Annotated in this window: 13 protein-coding genes; 5 read left to right on the top strand and 8 right to left on the bottom strand. The window is 65.9% G+C overall.

The annotated features are described in order from the left end of the window. The first annotated feature begins 214 nt into the window (after nucleotides 1-214). The 3 genes from IRZ77_RS18025 (at nucleotide 215) to mobA (ending at nucleotide 5,164) form a co-directional block, all read left to right on the top strand. Entirely contained in the window at nucleotides 215-1,390 is a 1,176-nt protein-coding gene (locus tag IRZ77_RS18025) for an efflux RND transporter periplasmic adaptor subunit (RefSeq protein ID WP_196174050.1), read from the top strand. A gap of 11 nt (nucleotides 1,391-1,401) precedes the next feature. Beyond that, nucleotides 1,402-4,527, top strand: a complete 3,126-nt coding sequence (locus IRZ77_RS18020; RefSeq protein ID WP_196174049.1) for an efflux RND transporter permease subunit — start codon at nucleotides 1,402-1,404, stop codon at nucleotides 4,525-4,527. Nucleotides 4,528-4,588: 61 nt separating this feature from the next. Next, nucleotides 4,589-5,164 (top strand): molybdenum cofactor guanylyltransferase MobA, encoded by a 576-nt coding sequence (mobA, locus tag IRZ77_RS18015; RefSeq protein WP_046614333.1) that lies wholly within the window; start codon nucleotides 4,589-4,591, stop codon nucleotides 5,162-5,164. 129 nt (nucleotides 5,165-5,293) lie between these two features. On the opposite strand, the gene IRZ77_RS18010 is transcribed toward mobA, so the two are convergent. The 5 genes from IRZ77_RS18010 to peaA all read right to left on the bottom strand — a co-directional run bounded on the left by IRZ77_RS18010 (nucleotide 5,294) and on the right by peaA (nucleotide 11,628). Then, complete coding sequence (locus IRZ77_RS18010) at nucleotides 5,294-6,967, bottom strand: fatty acid CoA ligase family protein (protein WP_196174048.1); 1,674 nt, start codon at nucleotides 6,965-6,967, stop codon at nucleotides 5,294-5,296. A 137-nt stretch (nucleotides 6,968-7,104) separates the two neighbouring features. Then, nucleotides 7,105-8,226, bottom strand: a complete 1,122-nt coding sequence (peaD, locus tag IRZ77_RS18005; protein WP_196174047.1) for a quinohemoprotein amine dehydrogenase subunit beta — start codon at nucleotides 8,224-8,226, stop codon at nucleotides 7,105-7,107. A 32-nt stretch (nucleotides 8,227-8,258) separates the two neighbouring features. Beyond that, nucleotides 8,259-8,582, bottom strand: a complete 324-nt coding sequence (qhpC, locus tag IRZ77_RS18000; RefSeq protein WP_004375838.1) for a quinohemoprotein amine dehydrogenase subunit gamma — start codon at nucleotides 8,580-8,582, stop codon at nucleotides 8,259-8,261. A 1-nt stretch (nucleotide 8,583) separates the two neighbouring features. Continuing rightward, complete coding sequence (gene peaB, locus IRZ77_RS17995; RefSeq protein WP_135002933.1) at nucleotides 8,584-10,014, bottom strand: quinohemoprotein amine dehydrogenase maturation protein; 1,431 nt, start codon at nucleotides 10,012-10,014, stop codon at nucleotides 8,584-8,586. Nucleotides 10,015-10,062: 48 nt separating this feature from the next. Next, nucleotides 10,063-11,628, bottom strand: coding sequence for a quinohemoprotein amine dehydrogenase subunit alpha (peaA, locus tag IRZ77_RS17990; RefSeq protein WP_135002932.1), 1,566 nt, complete (start codon nucleotides 11,626-11,628; stop codon nucleotides 10,063-10,065). Nucleotides 11,629-12,121: 493 nt separating this feature from the next. Between peaA and IRZ77_RS17985 the strand changes: the two genes are divergently transcribed. Next, nucleotides 12,122-13,615 (top strand): aldehyde dehydrogenase family protein, encoded by a 1,494-nt coding sequence (locus IRZ77_RS17985; RefSeq protein WP_046614337.1) that lies wholly within the window; start codon nucleotides 12,122-12,124, stop codon nucleotides 13,613-13,615. A 153-nt stretch (nucleotides 13,616-13,768) separates the two neighbouring features. Further along, complete coding sequence (locus IRZ77_RS17980; RefSeq protein ID WP_196174046.1) at nucleotides 13,769-15,082, top strand: alginate export family protein; 1,314 nt, start codon at nucleotides 13,769-13,771, stop codon at nucleotides 15,080-15,082. Nucleotides 15,083-15,220: 138 nt separating this feature from the next. On the opposite strand, the gene qhpG is transcribed toward IRZ77_RS17980, so the two are convergent. Genes qhpG through IRZ77_RS17965 form a run of 3 tightly spaced genes read right to left on the bottom strand, consistent with a single transcriptional unit; the run spans nucleotide 15,221 to nucleotide 18,906 of the window. Beyond that, a complete protein-coding gene (gene qhpG, locus IRZ77_RS17975; RefSeq protein ID WP_196174045.1) occupies nucleotides 15,221-16,513 on the bottom strand; it encodes a flavin-dependent monooxygenase QhpG in 1,293 nt (430 codons plus the stop codon). After that, entirely contained in the window at nucleotides 16,506-17,183 is a 678-nt protein-coding gene (qhpE, locus tag IRZ77_RS17970) for a subtilisin-like serine protease QhpE (RefSeq protein WP_046614339.1), read from the bottom strand. The genes qhpG and qhpE overlap by 8 nt, the downstream gene beginning before the upstream one ends. Further along, the gene (locus tag IRZ77_RS17965; protein ID WP_196174044.1) at nucleotides 17,173-18,906 is read right to left on the bottom strand and encodes an ABC transporter ATP-binding protein; all 1,734 of its coding nucleotides are present in this window, start codon (nucleotides 18,904-18,906) and stop codon (nucleotides 17,173-17,175) included. The genes qhpE and IRZ77_RS17965 overlap by 11 nt, the downstream gene beginning before the upstream one ends. Nucleotide 18,907 lies beyond the last annotated feature (1 nt).

Below are 18,907 nucleotides of genomic sequence, written 5' to 3'. Positions count from 1 at the left end.
CTCCCACAGGGACCCAACAGCACTTGAAAGCTGTGCAGTCCCTGTGGGAGCGGGCAAGCCCGCGAAGAGGCCGGCACAGGAATACTCAGGATATAGAACACTACAGGCAGACAGGATTCTTCTTCACACTTTTTCACACTCGTCCTACAGGTATTAACAGCCACCCAAGGAACGCCTGCCGTAGCATACAGGCGGTCATCATCGGAAGATCCGTATGTCTACTACCCTACCCCCACGCTTGCGCCCATTGGCGCTTCTGGCGTTTCTGAGCCTGTCCCTGGCCGGCTGCGACGACAGCGCCGAACAGGAAGAACAGGCCCCCACCCCGCAAGTGCGGGTGGAAACCCTGCAACTGCAACCACTGGCCATCAGCAGTGAACTCAGCGGCCGCATCCTCGCACCACGCACCGCCGAAGTGCGCGCGCGGGTCGCGGGCGTGGTGCTCAAGCGGGTGTACCGCGAAGGCAGCGACGTCAAGCAGGGCGATGTGCTGTTCCTGATCGACCCGGCGCCGTTCAAGGCCGACCACGACAGCGCCCGCGCCACCCTGGCCAAGGCCGAAGCCACCCTGTACCAGGCTCGCCTGCAGGAGCAGCGCTATCGCGAGCTGGTCGACGACAAGGCCGTCAGCCGCCAGGAATACGACAACGCCAAGGCCAGCTACCTGCAGGCCGATGCCGAAGTGGCCGAGGCCAGGGCTGCGCTGGAGCGCGCCCGCCTCAACCTCGGCTACGCCACCGTGACCGCGCCGATTTCCGGCCGTATCGGCCGCGCCCAGGTCACCGAAGGTGCGCTGGTCGGGCAGAACGAGACCACGCCAATGGCGACCATCCAGCAGCTGGACCCGATCCACGCCGATGTCACCCAGTCGACCCGCGAGCTCAACGCCCTGCGCCGCGCCCTGCGCGCCGGCGAGCTGCAGCGGGTCGGCGACGGTCAGGCCCGGGCCACGCTGATCCAGGACGATGGCAGCACCTACCCGCTGCCGGGCAAACTGCTGTTCTCAGACATCAGCGTCGACCCCAGCACCAACCAGATCACCCTGCGCAGCGAGTTCCCCAACCCGGACCTCGACCTGCTGCCCGGCAGCTACGTGCGCGTGCGCCTGGAGCAAGCCGTGCAGCCCAAGGGCCTGAGCGTGCCGCAGCGCGCCATCCTGCGCGACAGCGCTGGCGTGCCCAAGGTGCTGGTGGTCGACCCGCAGGCCCGGGTCAGCGACCGCCAGGTAGTACTGGGCAGCGCCCAGGGCGACCGCTGGATCGTCAGCGAAGGCCTGGCCCCCGGCGAACGGGTGGTGGTCGAAGGCCTGCAACACGTCAAGGCCGGTGACCAGGTGCAGGTCGACAACGCACCAGGGGCATCGCCCATCGCACAGCACACTGGCCAGTGAGGGCCTGATTCATGCCGCAATTCTTCATCGACCGCCCGGTATTCGCCTGGGTGGTCGCCCTGTTCATCCTGCTGGCCGGTGCCCTGGCCATCCCGCAGTTGCCGGTGGCCCAGTACCCCAACGTGGCCCCGCCGCAGGTGGAAATCTACGCCGTGTACCCGGGCGCATCGGCGGCGACCATGGACGAGAGCGTGGTCAGCCTGATCGAGCAGGAACTCAACGGCGCCGATAACCTGTTGTACTTCGAGTCGCAGAGCAGCCTGGGCAGCGCGACCATCACTGCCACCTTCGCCCCGGGTACCAACCCGGATCTGGCCCAGGTCGACGTGCAGAACCGCCTGAAAGTGGTCGAGTCGCGGCTGCCGCGCCCGGTGACCCAGCAAGGCCTGCAGGTGGAAAAGGTCTCCACCGGCTTCCTGCTGCTGGCCACCCTCACCTCCGAAGACGGCAAGCTCGACGAAACCGCCCTGTCGGATATCCTGGCGCGCAACGTGATGGACGAAATCCGCCGCCTCAAGGGCGTCGGCAAGGCCCAACTGTACGGTTCGGAGCGTGCCATGCGCATCTGGATCGACCCGCGCAAGCTGATCGGTTTCAACCTCACGCCCAACGACGTGGCCGAGGCCATCGCCGCGCAGAACGCCCAGGTGGCCCCCGGCAGCATTGGTGACCTGCCCTCCCGTGGCACCCAGGAAATCACCGCCAACGTGGTGGTCAAGGGCCAGCTGAGCACCCCCGAGGAGTTCGCCGGGATTGTCCTGCGTGCCAACCCGGACGGTTCCACGGTGACCATCGGCGATATCGCACGGGTCGAGATCGGTGCCCAGGAATACCAGTACGGCACGCGCCTGAACGGCAAGCCGGCCACTGCCTTCAGCGTGCAGCTGTCGCCGGGCGCCAACGCCATGGAAACCGCCACCCTGGTGCGGGCGAAGATGCAGGACCTGGCACGCTACTTCCCCGAAGGCGTCAAGTACGACATCCCCTACGACACCTCGCCATTCGTCAAAGTGTCGATCGAACAGGTCATCAACACGCTGTTCGAAGCCATGCTGCTGGTGTTCGCGGTGATGTTCCTGTTCCTGCAGAACCTGCGCTACACCCTGATCCCGACACTGGTGGTGCCGGTGGCCCTGATGGGCACCTTCGCCGTGATGCTGGCCATGGGCTTCTCGGTCAACGTGCTGACCCTGTTCGGCATGGTGCTGGCCATCGGCATCCTGGTCGACGATGCCATCGTGGTGGTGGAAAACGTCGAGCGGATCATGGCCGAGGAAGGCCTGCCGCCCAAAGAGGCCACGCGCAAGGCCATGGGCCAGATCAGCGGCGCGATCGTCGGCATTACCCTGGTGCTGGTGGCGGTGTTCCTGCCCATGGCCTTCATGCAAGGCTCCGTGGGGGTGATCTACCAGCAGTTCTCGCTGTCGATGGCCGTGTCGATCCTGTTCTCGGCGTTCCTGGCCCTCAGCCTGACCCCGGCGCTGTGTGCCACCCTGCTCAAGCCGGTGGCCAAGGGCGAACACCACGAACGCAAGGGCTTCTTCGGCTGGTTCAACCGGCGCTTCGAGGGCATGAGCAACGGCTACCAGCGCTGGGTGATGAAGGCGCTCGAGCGCAGCGGCCGGTACCTGCTGGTATACGTGCTGCTGCTGGCGGTGCTGGGCTATGGCTTCAGCCAGCTGCCCACGGCGTTCCTGCCCACCGAAGATCAGGGCTACACCATCACCGATATCCAGCTGCCGCCAGGCGCCAGCCGCATGCGCACCGAGCAGGTGGCGGCGCAGATCGAGTCGCACAATGCCGAAGAGCCGGGCGTGGGTAACACCACCTTGATCCTGGGTTTCAGTTTCTCGGGTAGCGGCCAGAACGCGGCACTGGCCTTCACCACCCTCAAGGACTGGTCCGAACGCGGCGCCGATGACAGCGCCCAGTCGATCGCCGACCGCGCGACCATGGCCTTCACCCAGCTCAAGGACGCCGTGGCCTATGCCGTGCTACCGCCGCCGATCGACGGCCTTGGCGAGTCGACCGGCTTCGAGTTCCGCCTGCAGGACCGCGGCGGCATGGGCCACGCCGAGCTGATGGCCGCCCGCGACGAGCTGCTGGCCAATGCCACCAGGAGCAAGGTGCTGACCAACGTGCGCGAAGCCTCGCTGGCGGAAAGCCCGCAGGTGCAGCTGGAAATCGACCGCCGCCAGGCCAATGCCCTGGGCGTATCGTTTGCCGATATCGGCTCGGTGCTGGACGTGGCCGTGGGTTCCAGCTACGTCAACGACTTCCCCAACCAGGGGCGCATGCAGCGGGTGGTGGTGCAGGCCGAAGGCGACCAGCGCAGCCAGGTCGAAGACCTGCTGAAGATCCACGTGCGCAACGACAGCGGCAAGATGGTGCCACTGGGCGCCTTCGTCCAGGCCAGGTGGGTCAGCGGCCCGGTGCAGTTGACCCGCTACAACGGCTACCCGGCGGTGTCGATTTCCGGCGAACCGGCGGCTGGCTACAGTTCGGGCGAAGCCATGGCCGAGATCGAGCGCCTGGTAGCCCAGTTGCCGGCCGGTGCCGGCCTGGAATGGACTGGTCTGTCGCTGCAGGAGCGGCTGTCCGGCAGCCAGGCACCGATGCTGATGGCGCTGTCGTTGCTGGTGGTGTTCCTGTGCCTGGCAGCGTTGTACGAAAGCTGGTCGATCCCCACCGCAGTTCTGCTGGTAGTACCGCTGGGCGTGCTCGGTGCGGTGCTGGCGGTGACCCTGCGCGGCATGCCCAACGACGTGTTCTTCAAAGTCGGCCTTATCACCCTGATCGGCCTGTCGGCGAAGAACGCCATCCTGATCATCGAGTTCGCCAAGAGCCTGGTCGACCAGGGCGTGGATGCCGTCGACGCCGCCGTGCAGGCCGCGCGCCTGCGCCTGCGGCCGATCGTGATGACCTCGCTGGCGTTCATCCTCGGCGTGGTACCACTGGCCATTGCCAGCGGCGCCAGTTCGGCCAGCCAGCAGGCGATCGGCACCGGCGTGATCGGCGGCATGCTCAGCGCCACCCTGGCGGTGGTGTTCGTGCCGGTGTTCTTCGTGGTGGTGATGCGCCTTGCCGGGCGACGCCAGGCGGGTGCCGACACGCAGGCCGTGACCAGCGACAGCTGACTGGACAAGCCCCGCGTGAAATGGGAGGGTTCCCGGCATTGACTGCCCGGAACCCTTTTTCATGCCTGATGCCCTTCCCCCCTGCTCCATCCTCATTCTCGCCGGTGGCCGCGGCCAGCGCATGGGCGGCCGTGACAAGGGCCTGGTCGACTGGCAGGGCAAACCGCTGGTGGCGCATGTGCAGCGCGTGGTACGGCCGCTCAGCGATGACCTGGTGATTTCCTGCAACCGTAACCAGCAGGCCTACCGGGCGTATGCCGACCAGTTGGTGGGCGATGCCGAGGCGGACTACCCCGGGCCGTTGGCGGGGGTGATTGCCGGGCTAAAGGTGGCGCGGCATGAATGGGTGGTGCTGCTGGCCTGTGATGCGCCGCTGGTTGACCGGGGGTTGATCGAAGACTTGCTGCGGCTGGCGGTGAGCAGTGACAGTGCGGCGATGGTGCGCCAGGGTGGGTACTGGCAGCCGATGTTCAGCGTGCTGCCACGCAGGGTGTTGCCAGTGCTGGAGCAGGCCTGGGCGGCGGGCGAGCGGAGTTTGCAGAAGGCCTTGCTGCGTGAAGCGGTGCAGGGGCTGGAATGTGCCGATGATGATCGCAGGTTGAGCAACTTCAACAGCCCGGAACTGTTGCAAGGTTGAGGTCATCCGCTGCCTGCACTGGCCTCTTCGCGGGTAAACCCGCTCCCACAGGTTCTCCACTGCCCTTGAAGCCTGTGCAGTACCTGTGGGAGCGGGTTTACCCGCGAAGAGGCCAGTACTGGCAACACATCAACCGGCAGACAGCTCCTCGACACTGATCTCGCGCATGCGGAACTTCTGCACCTTGCCGGTCACCGTCATCGGGAACTCATCGACAAAGCGGAAATACCGCGGCACCTTGAAGTGCGCTATCCGCGCCTTCGCCCAATCGCGCAGTTCCTCCGCACTGGCCGTATGCCCCGGGTGCAGCCGCACCCAGGCCACGATCTCTTCACCGTATTTGCTGCACGGCACGCCAATCACCTGCACATCGGCCACCGCCGGGTGGGTGAAGAAGAACTCTTCCAGTTCACGCGGGTAGATGTTCTCGCCGCCGCGAATGATCATGTCCTTGCTGCGCCCGACAATACGCACATAGCCCTGCTCGTCCATCACCGCCAGGTCGCCGGTATGCATCCAGCCTTCCTCGTCGATGCTTTCGGCCGTGGCCTTGGGGTTGTTCCAGTAGCCCAGCATCACGCTGTAACCCCGGGTGCACAGCTCGCCGATCTCGCCACGCGGCAGGGTGTTGCCATCGGCATCGATCACCTTGTTCTCCAACCGCGGCTGGGTGCGCCCGACGCTGGTCACGCGGCGCTCCAGGTCGTCGCTGGCGCCGGTCTGCAGCGACACCGGGCTGGTTTCGGTCATGCCGTAGGCAATCTGCACCTCGGCCATGTGCATCTCGCCGATAACCCGGCGCATCACTTCGATCGGGCAGGTGGCACCGGCCATGATCCCGGTACGCAGGCTCGACAGGTCGAACTCGCCACGCTGGGGGTGGTCCAGTTCGGCGATGAACATGGTCGGCACACCGTACAACGCAGTGGCCTTTTCTTCCGCCACCGCACGCAGGGTAGCCAACGGGTCGAAGGCGTCGCTGGGGTAGATCAGGGTGCTGCCGTGGGTCATGCAGCCGAGGTTGGCCATGACCATGCCAAAGCAGTGGTACAGCGGCACCGGCACCACCAGCCGGTCATGCTCGGTCAGGCCCAGGCCTTCACCGACCATGTAGCCGTTGTTGAGGATGTTGCTGTGGCTGAGGGTGGCGCCTTTCGGGAAACCGGTGGTGCCCGAGGTGTACTGGATATTGATCGGGTCGTCGCAGCGCAGCTGTGCCTGGCGCTCGGCAAGGGCTTCGCGGCTGACGGCCGCGGCACGGGCCTGCAGGTCGTGCCAGGCGAGAAAGCCCGGCGGTGGCGCGACGGCCAGGCTGACCACACCGCGCAACTCGGGGAAGCGTTCGCAGATCAGGCCGCCCGGCTGGCCGCCGGCCAGGCCCGGGACCAGGCCCAGCAGCATGGCGTGGTAGTCGGAAGTCTTGAACGCGTCGGCGCAGATCACCCAGCGGCAGCCGGACTGGCCGAGGGCGTAGTCCAGTTCGCTGGAGCGGTAGGCCGGGTTGATGTTGACCAGGATCGCACCGACCTTGGCGCTGGCGAACTGGTTGATGCACCACTCTGCGCAGTTGGGTGCCCAGATGCCAAGGCGGTCACCGGGCTGCACGCCCAAGGCCATCAGCGCACGGGCGTGCCGGTCGACGGCTTCGGCCAGTTGCTGCCAGGTGTAGCGCAGGGCCTGGTGGCGGACGACCAGGGCGTCACGGTCGGGGAAGCGGGCGACGGTGGTATCGAAGGCGTCGCCGATGCACTGGGTAAGCAGGGGTTTGTCCTGGTTGCCCTGGGAGTAGCTTGGCTGGGGCATGGCGGTCTCTTGTTGTTCTTGTATTGTCTGTACCGGCCTCTTCGCGGGCTTGCCCGCTCCCACAGGTACCACACAGGTTTCCAGGCCTGTGCAGCCCCTGTGGGAGCGGGCAAGCCCGCGAAGAAGCCAGCACCGGTTTAACGGATGAACACCTGCGGCGTGGTGGTGGACATGTCCCCACCCGGCAACTTGATGTTCTTCACTTTCTCCAGCGTATCCGGGTTGAACACCGCCAGGTCGTTGAAGGTGCCGCCCAGGTACAACTTGTCGCCCTTCTTGTCGAAGGTCACGCAGTAGTAAGTGTGGTCCAGATTCGCCGCCTTGATCAGCTTGCGCTGTTTGAGGTCGTACTTGGCCAGGCGGTTGAGCACGCCGTAGATCTGGTTCGGGTCTTTTGGCGAACGCAGCCCGGTGAAGTACAGCTCGGTCAGGTCGGCAAATTCCTGGGTGTGGGTCTTGCCGGTCTTCAGGTCGACGCTCAGGTAGCCATACAGCAGATCGGCGGTGGCCGGGTCCTGCTTGTCATCCTTGAACCTGGCAATGGTGTACAGCATCGAGAACTCGTGGCGCGGGCTCTGGTGCGGCCAGAAGTACAGCACGTCCGGGGCGCTGTAGCCTTTGCGGTTCCAGTTGCGCAGCGGCAAGGCCACCGTGTACTTGCCGGTCTTCACGTCCATCTTGTAGATGTCCGGCCCGGCGACGTACAGGCTGCCATCGTCCGCCGCACGCATCAGGTACACCTGGCGCGGCATCGGGAAAGTGCGCACCGGCTTGGCCTCCAGGCCATCGGCGGTGCTGAACACTTCCAGCCGCGGCGGCTTGACCACGTAGTGGTCGTTCAGGCGCTGGGTCGGGTTGACCGTGGCGTACACTTCCTTGCCGTCCGGGCTGATGGCGAACGAGTACATCGACCGGCCCACCTCACCCGGCACACTGGACAGGTTGGCGTGGAAGGTGTTCTTGCAGGTGTCCAGGTCGATGCCGTAGATGTCGCCGTAGTGGTTGTTGAGCACGTAGGCGGTGCGGTTGTCCGGCGCCATCATCGCGGTGCCGGGGCCGAACTTGTCGGGCATCACGCAGCTCTTGTACACCGTGTCACTGGCCACATCGACCACGTGCAGGTTGTTCGGGTAGTTGGTCACGATCATGTATTCGTGACCAGCCTTCAGCGCCGGCCCGGTGTCGGCGGCCTGTACCAGCCCGGCACAGGCCGCGGCGGCGATGGTGAGCGCGAGTGACGCGCAGCGTCCAGCTTTCATGCGGTTTCCCCTTGTCATTCTTGTTGGGCCGGTCACTTGTCTTTCGGGAACACGGTGCCGAGGTTGCGCCAGTCTTCCGCCGAGTTGCTCGCCTGGGCGTTCCAGTCCTGGTAGGTGCTCATCATGTCCGGCACCTGGGCCGGCCACCAGCAAGGGTCGGAACAGCCATACAGGTCGGCCTCCATTGGCTGGCACAGCGAGCTCACGCCACCAAAGGCGTCCACTTCCCAGCCCGGGTCGGTGGTGGCGGTGCAGCCCGCCACTGCGCTCATGGCCATGACTTCTTCGACACGGTCTTCGGCGGCGGCCTGCTCGAGGATGCGCGCCTTGTTGTTCAGGGGCTTCAAGTGTTTCATGTCAGTGCGCCTTCCGCGGGGTGATGTAGCGATCGATGAAGGCCGGGTTGGCGGCCATGATGCGGCTGTAGACCTCGATGCCGAAGTCGACCCAGTCGCGCATCAGTTCGCAATAGTGGTAGGTCGGGTGCTGCGGGTCGCCATAGCGGGCATAGCTTTCGTGGTAGCAGCCGCCGGAGCACAGGTTGCGGATGCGGCAGCTGTCGCAGCCGGTGTTGCTGCGGTCCAGGCGTTGCGACAGGAAGTCGTTGAGCTGCGCCTGCTTCACGCCCTGGTGCACATTGCCGAAGGTCGGCAGGCTGGAACCGGTGAAGCGGTGGCACAGGTTCAGCTCGCCCTCATGGTCCACGGCCAGCATCTTCAGCCCGGCGCCGCACGGCAGGGCCTTCTTGTGGCCTTCATGGATGTCGGTGATCAGCTGGTGCAGGTTGGAGAAGCCGATATTGCGGTGCTCCAGCGCAGCCTCCAGGTAACGCCGGCCCAGCGCCTTCATGTTGGCGAACACCTGTACCAGCTCTTCGCCGGTGAGGTTGAAGTTGGCCATATCGCCGGAGGTAACCGGGGCAAAGCCGACTTCAGCGAACCCCAGTTCGTTGAACAGGTGGTTCCAGATGGTCTCGACGTCGGTGATGCCACGGGTCAGCGTGACCCGCGCGCCCACCGGGCGGCTGTGGTAGCGCGACAGCAGCATGTCGACCTTGCGCCTTACCACGTCATAGGTGCCCTGCCCGCCCACGGTGATGCGGTTGCGGTCGTGCACGGTCTTGGGGCCATCGATGCTGACCGACAGGCCGAACCGGTGGGCATTGAGCCAGTCGACGATCTCTTCGGTGAGCAAGGTGGCATTGGTGGTCATGATGAACTCCACCTGCTTGCCAGCCTCGGCGAAGCGCCGCTCGCAGTAGGCGACCATGTGCTCGATCAACGGCCGGTTGGACAGCGGCTCGCCACCAAAGAACACCACGCTGTAGCGCTGCTCGTCGGGCGACTCCTTGAGCAGCATCTCCACCGAAGCCTCGGCGGTGGCAGTACTCATCTTCTTGCCCGCGGACGGTTTGTCCAGGTCTTCCTTGTAGCAGTAGGTGCAGCTGAGGTTGCAGCCGGTGTTGACGTTGAGCACCACAGTGTTCAGCGCCGTGCGCTCGACCTGCCTGAGGGCGATTTCCGGGGTCAGCGGCGAGCCGTCGCTGACCAGCTCCAGCGCGATCAGCTCGCGCAGGGTGTCCTGGATATCGCTGCCGGCAAACTGTTGGCCAAGGCGCTGCATCAGCTCCTCGGCCGAACAGCCTTGCTGGCGCAGGGTGTCGATGATGCCGCCGGTCACCGCGTCGGCGGTGAACAGCGAACTGCTGGGGATATGGAACAGCATGCGGTCGGCGTCGACCTGCACTTCATGCAGGTTGCGTTCGACCAGGTTCAGTAGCGCGCCCATGGCGACCTCCCGATAAACGATCCGTTGGAAAACCGTAAGCCCCTGCCGTTACGGCAGCGGCGGGTTGTTCCAGCGCTGTACGGTGACGATCATGTGCCCTTCACCAGTCTGGCCACCGTCGGCCAGGGTGGCGATGACCTTCAGGTTGCCGGCGTTGTTGGTCATCATCTTGCGCTCCGGGTTGGGGCCGGCACCGCCTGGCACGAACACGCCATCGGCCTGCATCTTCCCGGCAAACTTGACGTCTTCGTCCTCGACCGCACGCTCGTTGAACGGCTCGACCTTCCAGCTGGCCGGCAGGTAGCCGATGCGCAGCGGCTGGCCATTGGCGTCCTTGCCCCAGGCTTCGGCCTCGAAACGGCCCTGCACCTTGGGCACCGAAGCGCCGTTCTCGCCGATGCGGGCGATGGAAAACGCCGGCACCACCTTCACTTCCTCGACCTTGTCGTACACCGCCAGGTTGACACCCTTGAGCGTCCCTACGGCGACTTCGCGCTGGCCAGGCTTGGCATCGGCCGCGGCGCGGGCCTTCAGCCGTACCAGGGTCGGGGTCTGCTCCAGCACCTCGGTCACTTCCACGCCAGCGCCCAGGTCCGGTTTGCCGGCCAGGCCGCTGCCGACCAGGGTGATCTCGCTTTCGCCACCAGCCTTGATGAATGCCGGCTGTACCGCCAGCAGGCGCGCCTTGCCCTCCTTCACCGCGGTGAAGTCCAGGCCACGCTCGTCGTGCTCGGCCTCGAACATGCGGCCCTTCATTTCGCCATCCAGCGCGGCGAACACCTGGCGCAGGTTGGCGTCGCCCACCTTGACGTTGCCACGCCATTCATAGCCGTTGTAGAGGATCGCCGAACCGCTGCCATTGAACGGTGTGCCGTCGGCATACGCACCCTTGACCTCGACCTTGAAGGTGTCACCCTGGTCAGGCGTGACGCTCATCACCCCGCGCACGTCGCCCTTGGCCAGCATGTGGCCGCTGAATGCCCACTGCCCCGGCAGCGCATCGGCCTTGGGCCTGGCTTTCTGCCATTCGGCCCATGCCGCGCTTTCCAGCGGGTAGCGCTTGGCCAGGTCAGGCACCACTTGCTGCAGGGCGATCGGCAGCCAGTCGCGGTCACGCGCCTGGGCCTGGTATTCGAGGGACGGCCACTGGCCGAGATGGAAGTTGACCAGATGCTCCCATTCCTTGGCCGGGCGCCGCTGCAAGGCGACACGGGCACCGGAGTGGCAACGGCCACAGGTTTCGCTGAGCTGGGTGTCGAACTGCTCGACGGTGTTCAGCCGGCGCTCCATGGCATAACGCACCCCATCGGTTTCGCTGGGCGCCAGGCCCTGCTTGTCGGCCAGGTACTTGACCAGGGTGCGGCGGTCGTCGTCGCTGATCTGCAGGCCGTGCATCACCTGCATGCGGGCGATGCTCATCAGCCAGCCTTCCGGCGTCTTGCGCTGGTGACTGATACGGCTGTAGGTGTCGTTGCCTTCGGGGATATGGCACCCCATGCACTTGTTCTGCAACAGGCTCGGGCCCTGCTCGGCCGCCATGGCCTGGGTGCTCAGCAGCGCGGCGGCGACCAGCGCCAGTTTGCCCGCATGCCGCCGGAGTCGAGTCGTCTTCAAGGTCAGACCTCCACGGTTGTTGTTCTTATCGTTTTCGCACGCTTTGGTACAGCAGGTGTGCATGTGACGGTAGTGATACAGGAACTGTGCCAGGTGCTGTAAAAGTGTTTTCTTTCAACCTTTTAACCGGTTTTCCGGCCTTGGCCAGCAGCAGGTATGGCCAATTGCAGCGTGCCATTTCGCGACAGGGTGTTTCATCCTGAGACAAGGCCTGCTGCGCAGGCCAATCGCCGGCAAGCCAGCTCCCACAGGTTAATCACTGCCTTGAAGGCCTGTGCTGTACCTGTGGGAGCTGGCTTGCCGGCGATTGGCCCTTGATGCCACTGTTTCACCACCGTCTCACACCGTCTCAATGTGCAACAGCGCAACCCTGCAATCCCAACCTTGCCCTAGGACAAAAACCAACCTGCTCAACGGCTTGCGGCCATCTGCCGACCTTGGCACGCCCATTGCGCCTGTGCCCGTCACATCCAATGACAAGAGGCACCGTCCCATGCTTTCTGAACTGCCCATCCTGCCCGCCACCCGCGCCTTTCTCGAACGCAAGCTGAAGATGCGCATCGGCGCCGACTGGCAGGACGCCGCCAGCGGTCGCACCCTGTCGTTCCGCAACCCGGCCACTGGCGAGGTGCTGGGTGAGGTGCCCGCCGCCGAGGCCGAAGATGTCGACCGCGCCGTGCGCGCCGCGCGCCAGGCCTTCGATGATTCGCCCTGGAGCCGCCTGCGCCCGCGCGAACGGCAGAACCTGCTGTGGCGCCTGGCCGACCTGATGGAGCGCGATGCCCGCCAGCTGGCCGAACTGGAATGCCTGAACAATGGCAAGAGCGCCGCCGTGGCCCAGGTGATGGACGTGCAACTGGCCATCGACTTCCTGCGCTACATGGCCGGCTGGGCTACCAAGATCGAGGGTAGCACCGTCGAAGCCTCGATGCCGTTGATGCCCAACGACCAGTTCCATGGTTTCGTGCGGCGCGAGGCAGTGGGCGTGGTCGGGGCCATCGTCGCCTGGAACTTCCCGTTGCTGCTGGCTTGCTGGAAGCTCGGCCCGGCCCTGGCTACCGGTTGCACCGTAGTGCTCAAGCCCGCCGACGAAACCCCGCTGAGCGTGCTCAAGCTGGCTGAGCTGGTGGACGAAGCCGGCTACCCGGCTGGCGTGTTCAACGTGGTCACCGGCACCGGCCTGAACGCTGGCGCCGCACTCAGCCGCCACCCCGGCGTGGACAAGCTGACCTTTACCGGCTCCACCGAGGTCGGCAAGCTGATCGGCAAGGCGGCCATGGACAACATGACCCGCGTCACCCTGGAACTCGGCGGCAAGTCGCCGACCATCGTCATGCCCGACGCCAACCTTCAGGAAGCCGCTGCCGGCGCCGCCACGGCGATCTTCTTCAACCAGGGCCAGGTATGCTGCGCCGGGTCCCGCCTGTACGTGCACCGCAAGCACTTCGACAACGTGGTGGCCGACATCGCCGGCATCGCCAACGGCATGAAGCTGGGCAGCGGCCTTGACCCGGCGGTGCAGATGGGCCCGCTGATTTCGGCCAAGCAGCAGGACCGCGTCACCGGCTACATCGAGCTTGGCCGCGAGCTGGGCGCGACCATTGCCTGCGGCGGCGAAGGCTTCGGGCCGGGTTACTTCGTCAAGCCGACGGTGATCGTCGATGTCGACCAGCGCCACCGCCTGGTGCAGGAAGAGATCTTCGGGCCGGTGCTGGTGGCGATGCCGTTCGATGACATCGACGAAGTGATCGGCATGGCCAACGACAACCCCTACGGCCTGGGTGCGAGCATCTGGTCCAACGACCTGGCCGCCGTGCACCGGATGATCCCGCGCATCAAGTCGGGTTCGGTGTGGGTCAACTGCCACAGCGCCCTCGACCCTGCCTTGCCGTTTGGCGGCTACAAGATGTCTGGGGTCGGCCGTGAGATGGGGGCCGCTGCCATCGAGCACTACACCGAGCTGAAGTCGGTGTTGATCAAGCTCTGATCTTCAGCCAGTACCGGCCCTTTCGCGGGTAAACCCGCTCCCACAGGATCACCACAGGCCTGAATACTGTGGGGTCCTTGTAGGAGCAGCCTTGTGCTGCGAAGACGCCGGCACAGGCAACCCGAAAACAACAACAAAAACATGGAGCACACCATGAGGCACAAACTCGCCTGCACATTGGCCCTGCTGTTCGCCGCCCAAGTCACCCAGGCCTACGAGCTGTACAACCACGACGGCACCACCCTCAACGCCGACCTCGAAGCCTTGTTCGGCGCCTTCCACAGCGACGAAAGCTTCAACCTGGCCGGCAACCGCAAACCCGGCAGCACCGCCTGGCAGGAAGGCTACGTCAAGTATGGCCTCAGCGGCAGCCAGGCCCTGGCCGACAGCGGCGCGCTTTACGGCGCCTTCAACCTGCTCAGCTCCGCCACCTGGGGCGATGGCGATGCCGCCGGCCTTACCCTGGGCGACGAGCGCCGCACCGCCATCGAAGACCTGTACCTGGGCTGGCGCTCGGCCAACCTGTTCCCGGCCCTGGGGGAGGACGGCGTGGATATTTCCGGCGGCCGCCAAGTGGTGACCCTGGGCGACGGTTTCCTGATCCAGGGCGATCCGGTGAACCTGGGCAAGGTCGACCTGGGCGCCAACTTCGACCGCGGCGGTGCCTACTACCTGGCCGCACGCAAGGCCTTCGACCGCACAGCCGTGCTGCGCCTGGGCGGCAAGCAAGGCTGGCGCAGCGACCTGATGTGGCTGAAGTCCGACAACCACTACCAGGCCGACACCTCGCTGGCGGTGGCCAACCTGGAACACGTCGCCGACGCCGGCACCGTGGGCCTGAGCTGGATCCGCGGCCTCGACGTGGACCAGCGCTACGCGCAGATCATGGGCCTGGAACACCGCGACGGCATGGACACCACCAGCCTGCGCGGGCGTGGCAACCTGGGGGTGAAAGACCTGGAGCTGGCCGCCGAGTACGTGACCCAGGACAAAACCGGCGGGCGGGAGAACGCCTGGTACCTGGAAGGCAACTGGACCTTCTCCGAACTGCCCTGGTCACCCACCGCCACCTACCGCTACAGCCGCTTTTCCGAAGACTTCGACCCATTGTTCTATGGCTTGAGCCGTGGCTATGGCACCTGGTTCCAGGGTGAGGTGGCAGCCAACTATGCCGGGCCGTTCAACAGCAACAGCCAGGTACATCACGTGGCGTTGAAGGGCAAACCACGGGCCAACCTGACCGTCGGGGCGCTGTACTTCGACTTCGATACGCTGGACACCGACCAGGGCAACCTGGGCGGGCGGGAGCTGGACCTGTATGTGGAATGGATGGTCAATGACCATCTGCTGATCAGCCCGCTGGTAGGGTTCTACAAGCCGGAGCGCAACGCGGCCGATGGCGGCACGCAGTTGGGCGGGCGGGATACCGGGACCTACATGCAGTTGATCGTCGGGACTTTCTTCTGATTCGAAATCCTGGTGCTGCTGCGCAGCCCATCGCGACACAAGGCCGCTCCCACAGGTACAGCGCTGCCCTCAAGGTTTGCGTGAACCTGTGGGAGCGGCCTTGTGTCGCGAAAGGGCCGCAAAGCGGCCCCTGCAATCTCAAGCCAGACCCTGCTCCAACAACCACCGCCGCACCATTCTCTGCTGCTCCCCCGACAGGCCCGACACCACTGCCTCAAGAGGCCGACCAGCCTGCAACTCCCGCACCACCGGCGCCAGCTCCACCCCCTGCAAATGCCACACCCCCAACGGCTGATCCGCCGTCACCACCACTTCCGCCTCATCCACCAGCCCGTCACGCAACACCGGCCGCCGCTCGACCCTCACCGCACTCCAGTCCGTCGCCACGTGCAATGCCTGCATGTCCGGCCACCCCTGCCGCCGTGCCCAGACCGGCTGCCCCACGCGCCCCTGCTCTTGGCCATAGAAATCCCGCCCGATCCGGGCAAAGCGCAAAAACAGCTGTTCGATCCGCTGCTGGTGAAACTGCCGCGCCAACCCTGCCCGCTCGGGCCTGCGCAGCAAGGTATTGATCACCACCGGCGCCTGCAGCGCCGAAGACAGCGACTGGAAGATCCCGTTGCCCGACAGTGGGTCAACGGCCATCGCGGCATCGCCCACGCGTATCCAGTCCTGCCCGACGCACTCACCAGCCAGAATCGCGGTACTGCTGCGAGCATGCACCTCTGCCGACGCCAATGCCCTGGCATCGAACAGCTCGGCCACCAGCGCGCTGTCGGCTCGCCGCGCCGCGCAGTAATCCGCCAACCCGGCCTTGCCCGGCAGCCCGGCGGCGTCCAGGGTGACTTGCCAGTAGCAGCGGCCGTCCTCCAGGCGCGCCATCCACGCCCAGCCATCCGCCAGGCTCTCCACCGCCGATGCGGGCGCCCCGGGGGCGGCCTGCCAGACATTCAGCAAGCTGACCGTCTCCGGCCCGCGCAGGCGATCGGCAGCCAGCGGGGCCTGACGGCCTCGGGCTTCGACCAGGAAATCGGCCTGCAGTACCTGCCCGTCGTCCAGGCGAATACCATGACCGACTTCGCGAACCACCTCGCGCACCCGCCCCTCGACCACGCTCACACCCGCACGCTGAAGGTCGTCGCGCAGCGCCCGGTCAAACCTTTGCCGATCCAGCAGAAATTCCTGGTTCAGGTGCAGCTGCTGGCCATTCCAGTGCACTTGCCGAGTCGCCGGCATTGCCGCCTGGCGCAACGCCCCGCCAAGGCCGGCGTGGCGCAGACCCTCCAGCACCCGCTGCGAAACCCCTTCGACCGCCGCAAACCGGCGCCATTCGGACACCACCGTCACCGCATAGCCCAGCCGCCGCAGGCCAATGGCCGTGGCCGCACCCGCAGGGCCTGCCCCCAGCACCACAATGCGTGGTTCAGCCATGGCCGGCACCTCGTCGCTCAGGGCCGGCAAACGCCGCGTGGTGGCGCAACCAGTCATGAACCTGCGGGTGGTCCATGCCCGGCTGATCACGCAGCAACGCAGCCACCCTGCCACTCAGGGCCGCACAGCCCAGGCTCGCGCCCGCCCTGCCGCCCACGCCCACATAACCGCCAAAGTCCGCCTGCCGGGTACCCAGCCAGGACCACTGGCCCGGCGCACAGCGGGCATCGCCGGTAACCCGGATCACCCCGGGGTAGCTGGCCGGATACACCGGCCCGCCCTGGGCCGGGCTGGAGGCGCACAACAGCACACCCGCGGCCAAAGCCTCGGCGCAGGCCTGGTGCAGCACAGGCCGGTCCTGCTGCAGGCCAAGGCTGAGGTTGACCAGCGTAGCCCCCGCCTCCACCAGCCACAGCAGCGCGGCCGCCACCTGCAGGGCACTGGTGCTGGCCTGGGCGCCGAAAACCTGGGCCAGCAGCACGGGCACCGGCCCGGCCTCCCGCTGCAAGCCGGCGAGCACGGCGCTACCGTGCCCAAGCTGGTCGGGCAGCAGGTCACCTTCGCGCAACCGGCCGTCCTCCAGCCAGAAGCGGCGCGCGCCCAGCAAGGCACTGGCCTGCTCCGGCGAGCAACCACTGTCGATGACGCCAACGCGCAAGTCAGTGCCCATGCTTGATTACCTCCTCGGGCAACACCTGCAACTGGCCATCGTGCAGCTGCAGGTGCAGGTCGGCATCGGCCAGGGTCGAAGCACGATGGCTGATCAGGATGCGCGTGCGGCCGGCGAACAGCTGGTCGATGGCCGCGATCACCTCGCGCTCGGTGGCTTCGTCCACCGCCGATGTAGCCTCGTCCAGCACCAGGATCGCCGGCGTCTGCAACACCGCGCGGGCGATGGCAATGCGTTGTTTCTGCCCGCCCGACAACTGCTGGCCACGCTCACCCAGCAGGCCGTCCAGGCCCAGCGGCAGGCTGTCGACCAGGCTGTCCAGCCGCGCCAGGCGCACTACCCGTTCCAGTTCCTCACGGCTTGCCTCGGGCACGCCGTAGGCCAGGTTTTGTGCCAGGGTGCCGCGGAACAGCACGATATCCTGGCTGACCACCGCAATGCGCCGACGCAGGGCGGCCAGGTCCAGCTCGCGCAAGTCGGTGCCATCCAGCAGGATGCGCCCGGCGTCCGGGTCATAGAAGCGCTGCAGCAGGTCGATCAGGGTCGACTTGCCCACCCCCGAAGCACCGCTGATGGCCACCTTCAGGCCACCCGGCACGCACACCTGCACGTTGTTCAGGACCGCGCCCTGGCGCCCTTCATGGGCAAAGCTCACCCCTTCCAGACGCAATTCGCCCGGGCCATCGGGCAGGGGCTGAGGGTTGGCTGCCGGACGCACGGCGACGGCCTCCTGCTTCAGTTCCATCACCCGCCCCAGGCTTACCGCCATGCGCTGCACCGCCACGTACAGGCCCAGCAGGCTCTGCACTGGCCCTACCGCCATGCCCATGTAGGTGGAAAAGGCGATCAGCGCCCCTAGTTGCCAGGTGCCCTGGATCACCCACCAGCCGCCAACCAGAAACGCGCAGGCGCGGCACCATGAGGTCAGCGTGCCGGGAATGGCCTGGGTGAAGAACTCGGTCACCTGCACCTTCAGCAACTGGCGCATGTAGCCCTGGCCCAACTGGTCCAGGCGCCCCGCCTCGCGGCCCTGCTGGCCGGCGGCCTGGATGAACTTCATCGCCGGCAGGGTTTCGACCAGGAACGACGACACATCCGCCGAGCGTTCGCGCAGGTTGCGTACTTCGCGCTCCACCTTGCGCCGCATCCAGCGCAGCCACAGCACTTCGATCGGCACCAGCAGCGCCAGCAGCAGCGACAGTTGCCACGACAGCATCAGCATCAGCACCACCGCGCCCACCAGGCCGATCGCCGCCGACACCGCCGAAAACAGCGAATCCACGGCAAAGCGCTGGATTTCCGCCACATCGCCATCCAGCCGCGAAAGGATGTCGCCGATGCGCCGCCGCCCATAGAACGTTGGCGACAGCTGCTGCAGGTGGCGGTAAAGGTCATCGCGCAGGGCAAACAGGATGCGCCCCGACAAGCGCGTGTGCAGGTAGCGGTTTACCCCGGCCAGCACGGTACCCAGCAGGCCCGCGCCGATCATGATCGCGGCCATGTGCCAGAGGGTCTGGTAGTCCTTGGCCAGCAGCCCCTCGTCGATCAGCGTCTTGACCAGCCAGGGTTGCGCCAGCGCCAGCAACGAGGCGCCCAGCGACAAGCCAAGCAACAGGCCGATGGCGCGTCGATGGGGGCGCACGAAACCATACAGCCAGGCCAACGCCTGGCGCATGAGCACAGGGTCGCTGGATTCCACCAGCCGGGCGAACAGGCCGCCCACG

Origin of the sequence: Pseudomonas pudica, from assembly GCF_015680405.1 — a bacterium.
GTDB classification, from domain to species: domain Bacteria; phylum Pseudomonadota; class Gammaproteobacteria; order Pseudomonadales; family Pseudomonadaceae; genus Aquipseudomonas; species Aquipseudomonas pudica.
This window is presented reverse-complemented; position numbering and strand designations above follow the sequence as displayed.

Excerpts from the sequence above, each read along its gene's own strand:
- IRZ77_RS18025 (WP_196174050.1), top strand. The coding sequence starts at position 215 with ATGTCTACTACCCTACCCCCACGCTTGCGCCCATTGGCGCTTCTGGCG.
- IRZ77_RS18020 (WP_196174049.1), top strand. The coding sequence starts at position 1,402 with ATGCCGCAATTCTTCATCGACCGCCCGGTATTCGCCTGGGTGGTCGCC.
- mobA (WP_046614333.1), top strand. The coding sequence starts at position 4,589 with ATGCCTGATGCCCTTCCCCCCTGCTCCATCCTCATTCTCGCCGGTGGC.
- IRZ77_RS18010 (WP_196174048.1), bottom strand. The coding sequence starts at position 6,967 with ATGCCCCAGCCAAGCTACTCCCAGGGCAACCAGGACAAACCCCTGCTT.
- peaD (WP_196174047.1), bottom strand. The coding sequence starts at position 8,226 with ATGAAAGCTGGACGCTGCGCGTCACTCGCGCTCACCATCGCCGCCGCG.
- qhpC (WP_004375838.1), bottom strand. The coding sequence starts at position 8,582 with ATGAAACACTTGAAGCCCCTGAACAACAAGGCGCGCATCCTCGAGCAG.
- peaB (WP_135002933.1), bottom strand. The coding sequence starts at position 10,014 with ATGGGCGCGCTACTGAACCTGGTCGAACGCAACCTGCATGAAGTGCAG.
- IRZ77_RS17985 (WP_046614337.1), top strand. The coding sequence starts at position 12,122 with ATGCTTTCTGAACTGCCCATCCTGCCCGCCACCCGCGCCTTTCTCGAA.
- IRZ77_RS17980 (WP_196174046.1), top strand. The coding sequence starts at position 13,769 with ATGAGGCACAAACTCGCCTGCACATTGGCCCTGCTGTTCGCCGCCCAA.
- qhpG (WP_196174045.1), bottom strand. The coding sequence starts at position 16,513 with ATGGCTGAACCACGCATTGTGGTGCTGGGGGCAGGCCCTGCGGGTGCG.
- qhpE (WP_046614339.1), bottom strand. The coding sequence starts at position 17,183 with ATGGGCACTGACTTGCGCGTTGGCGTCATCGACAGTGGTTGCTCGCCG.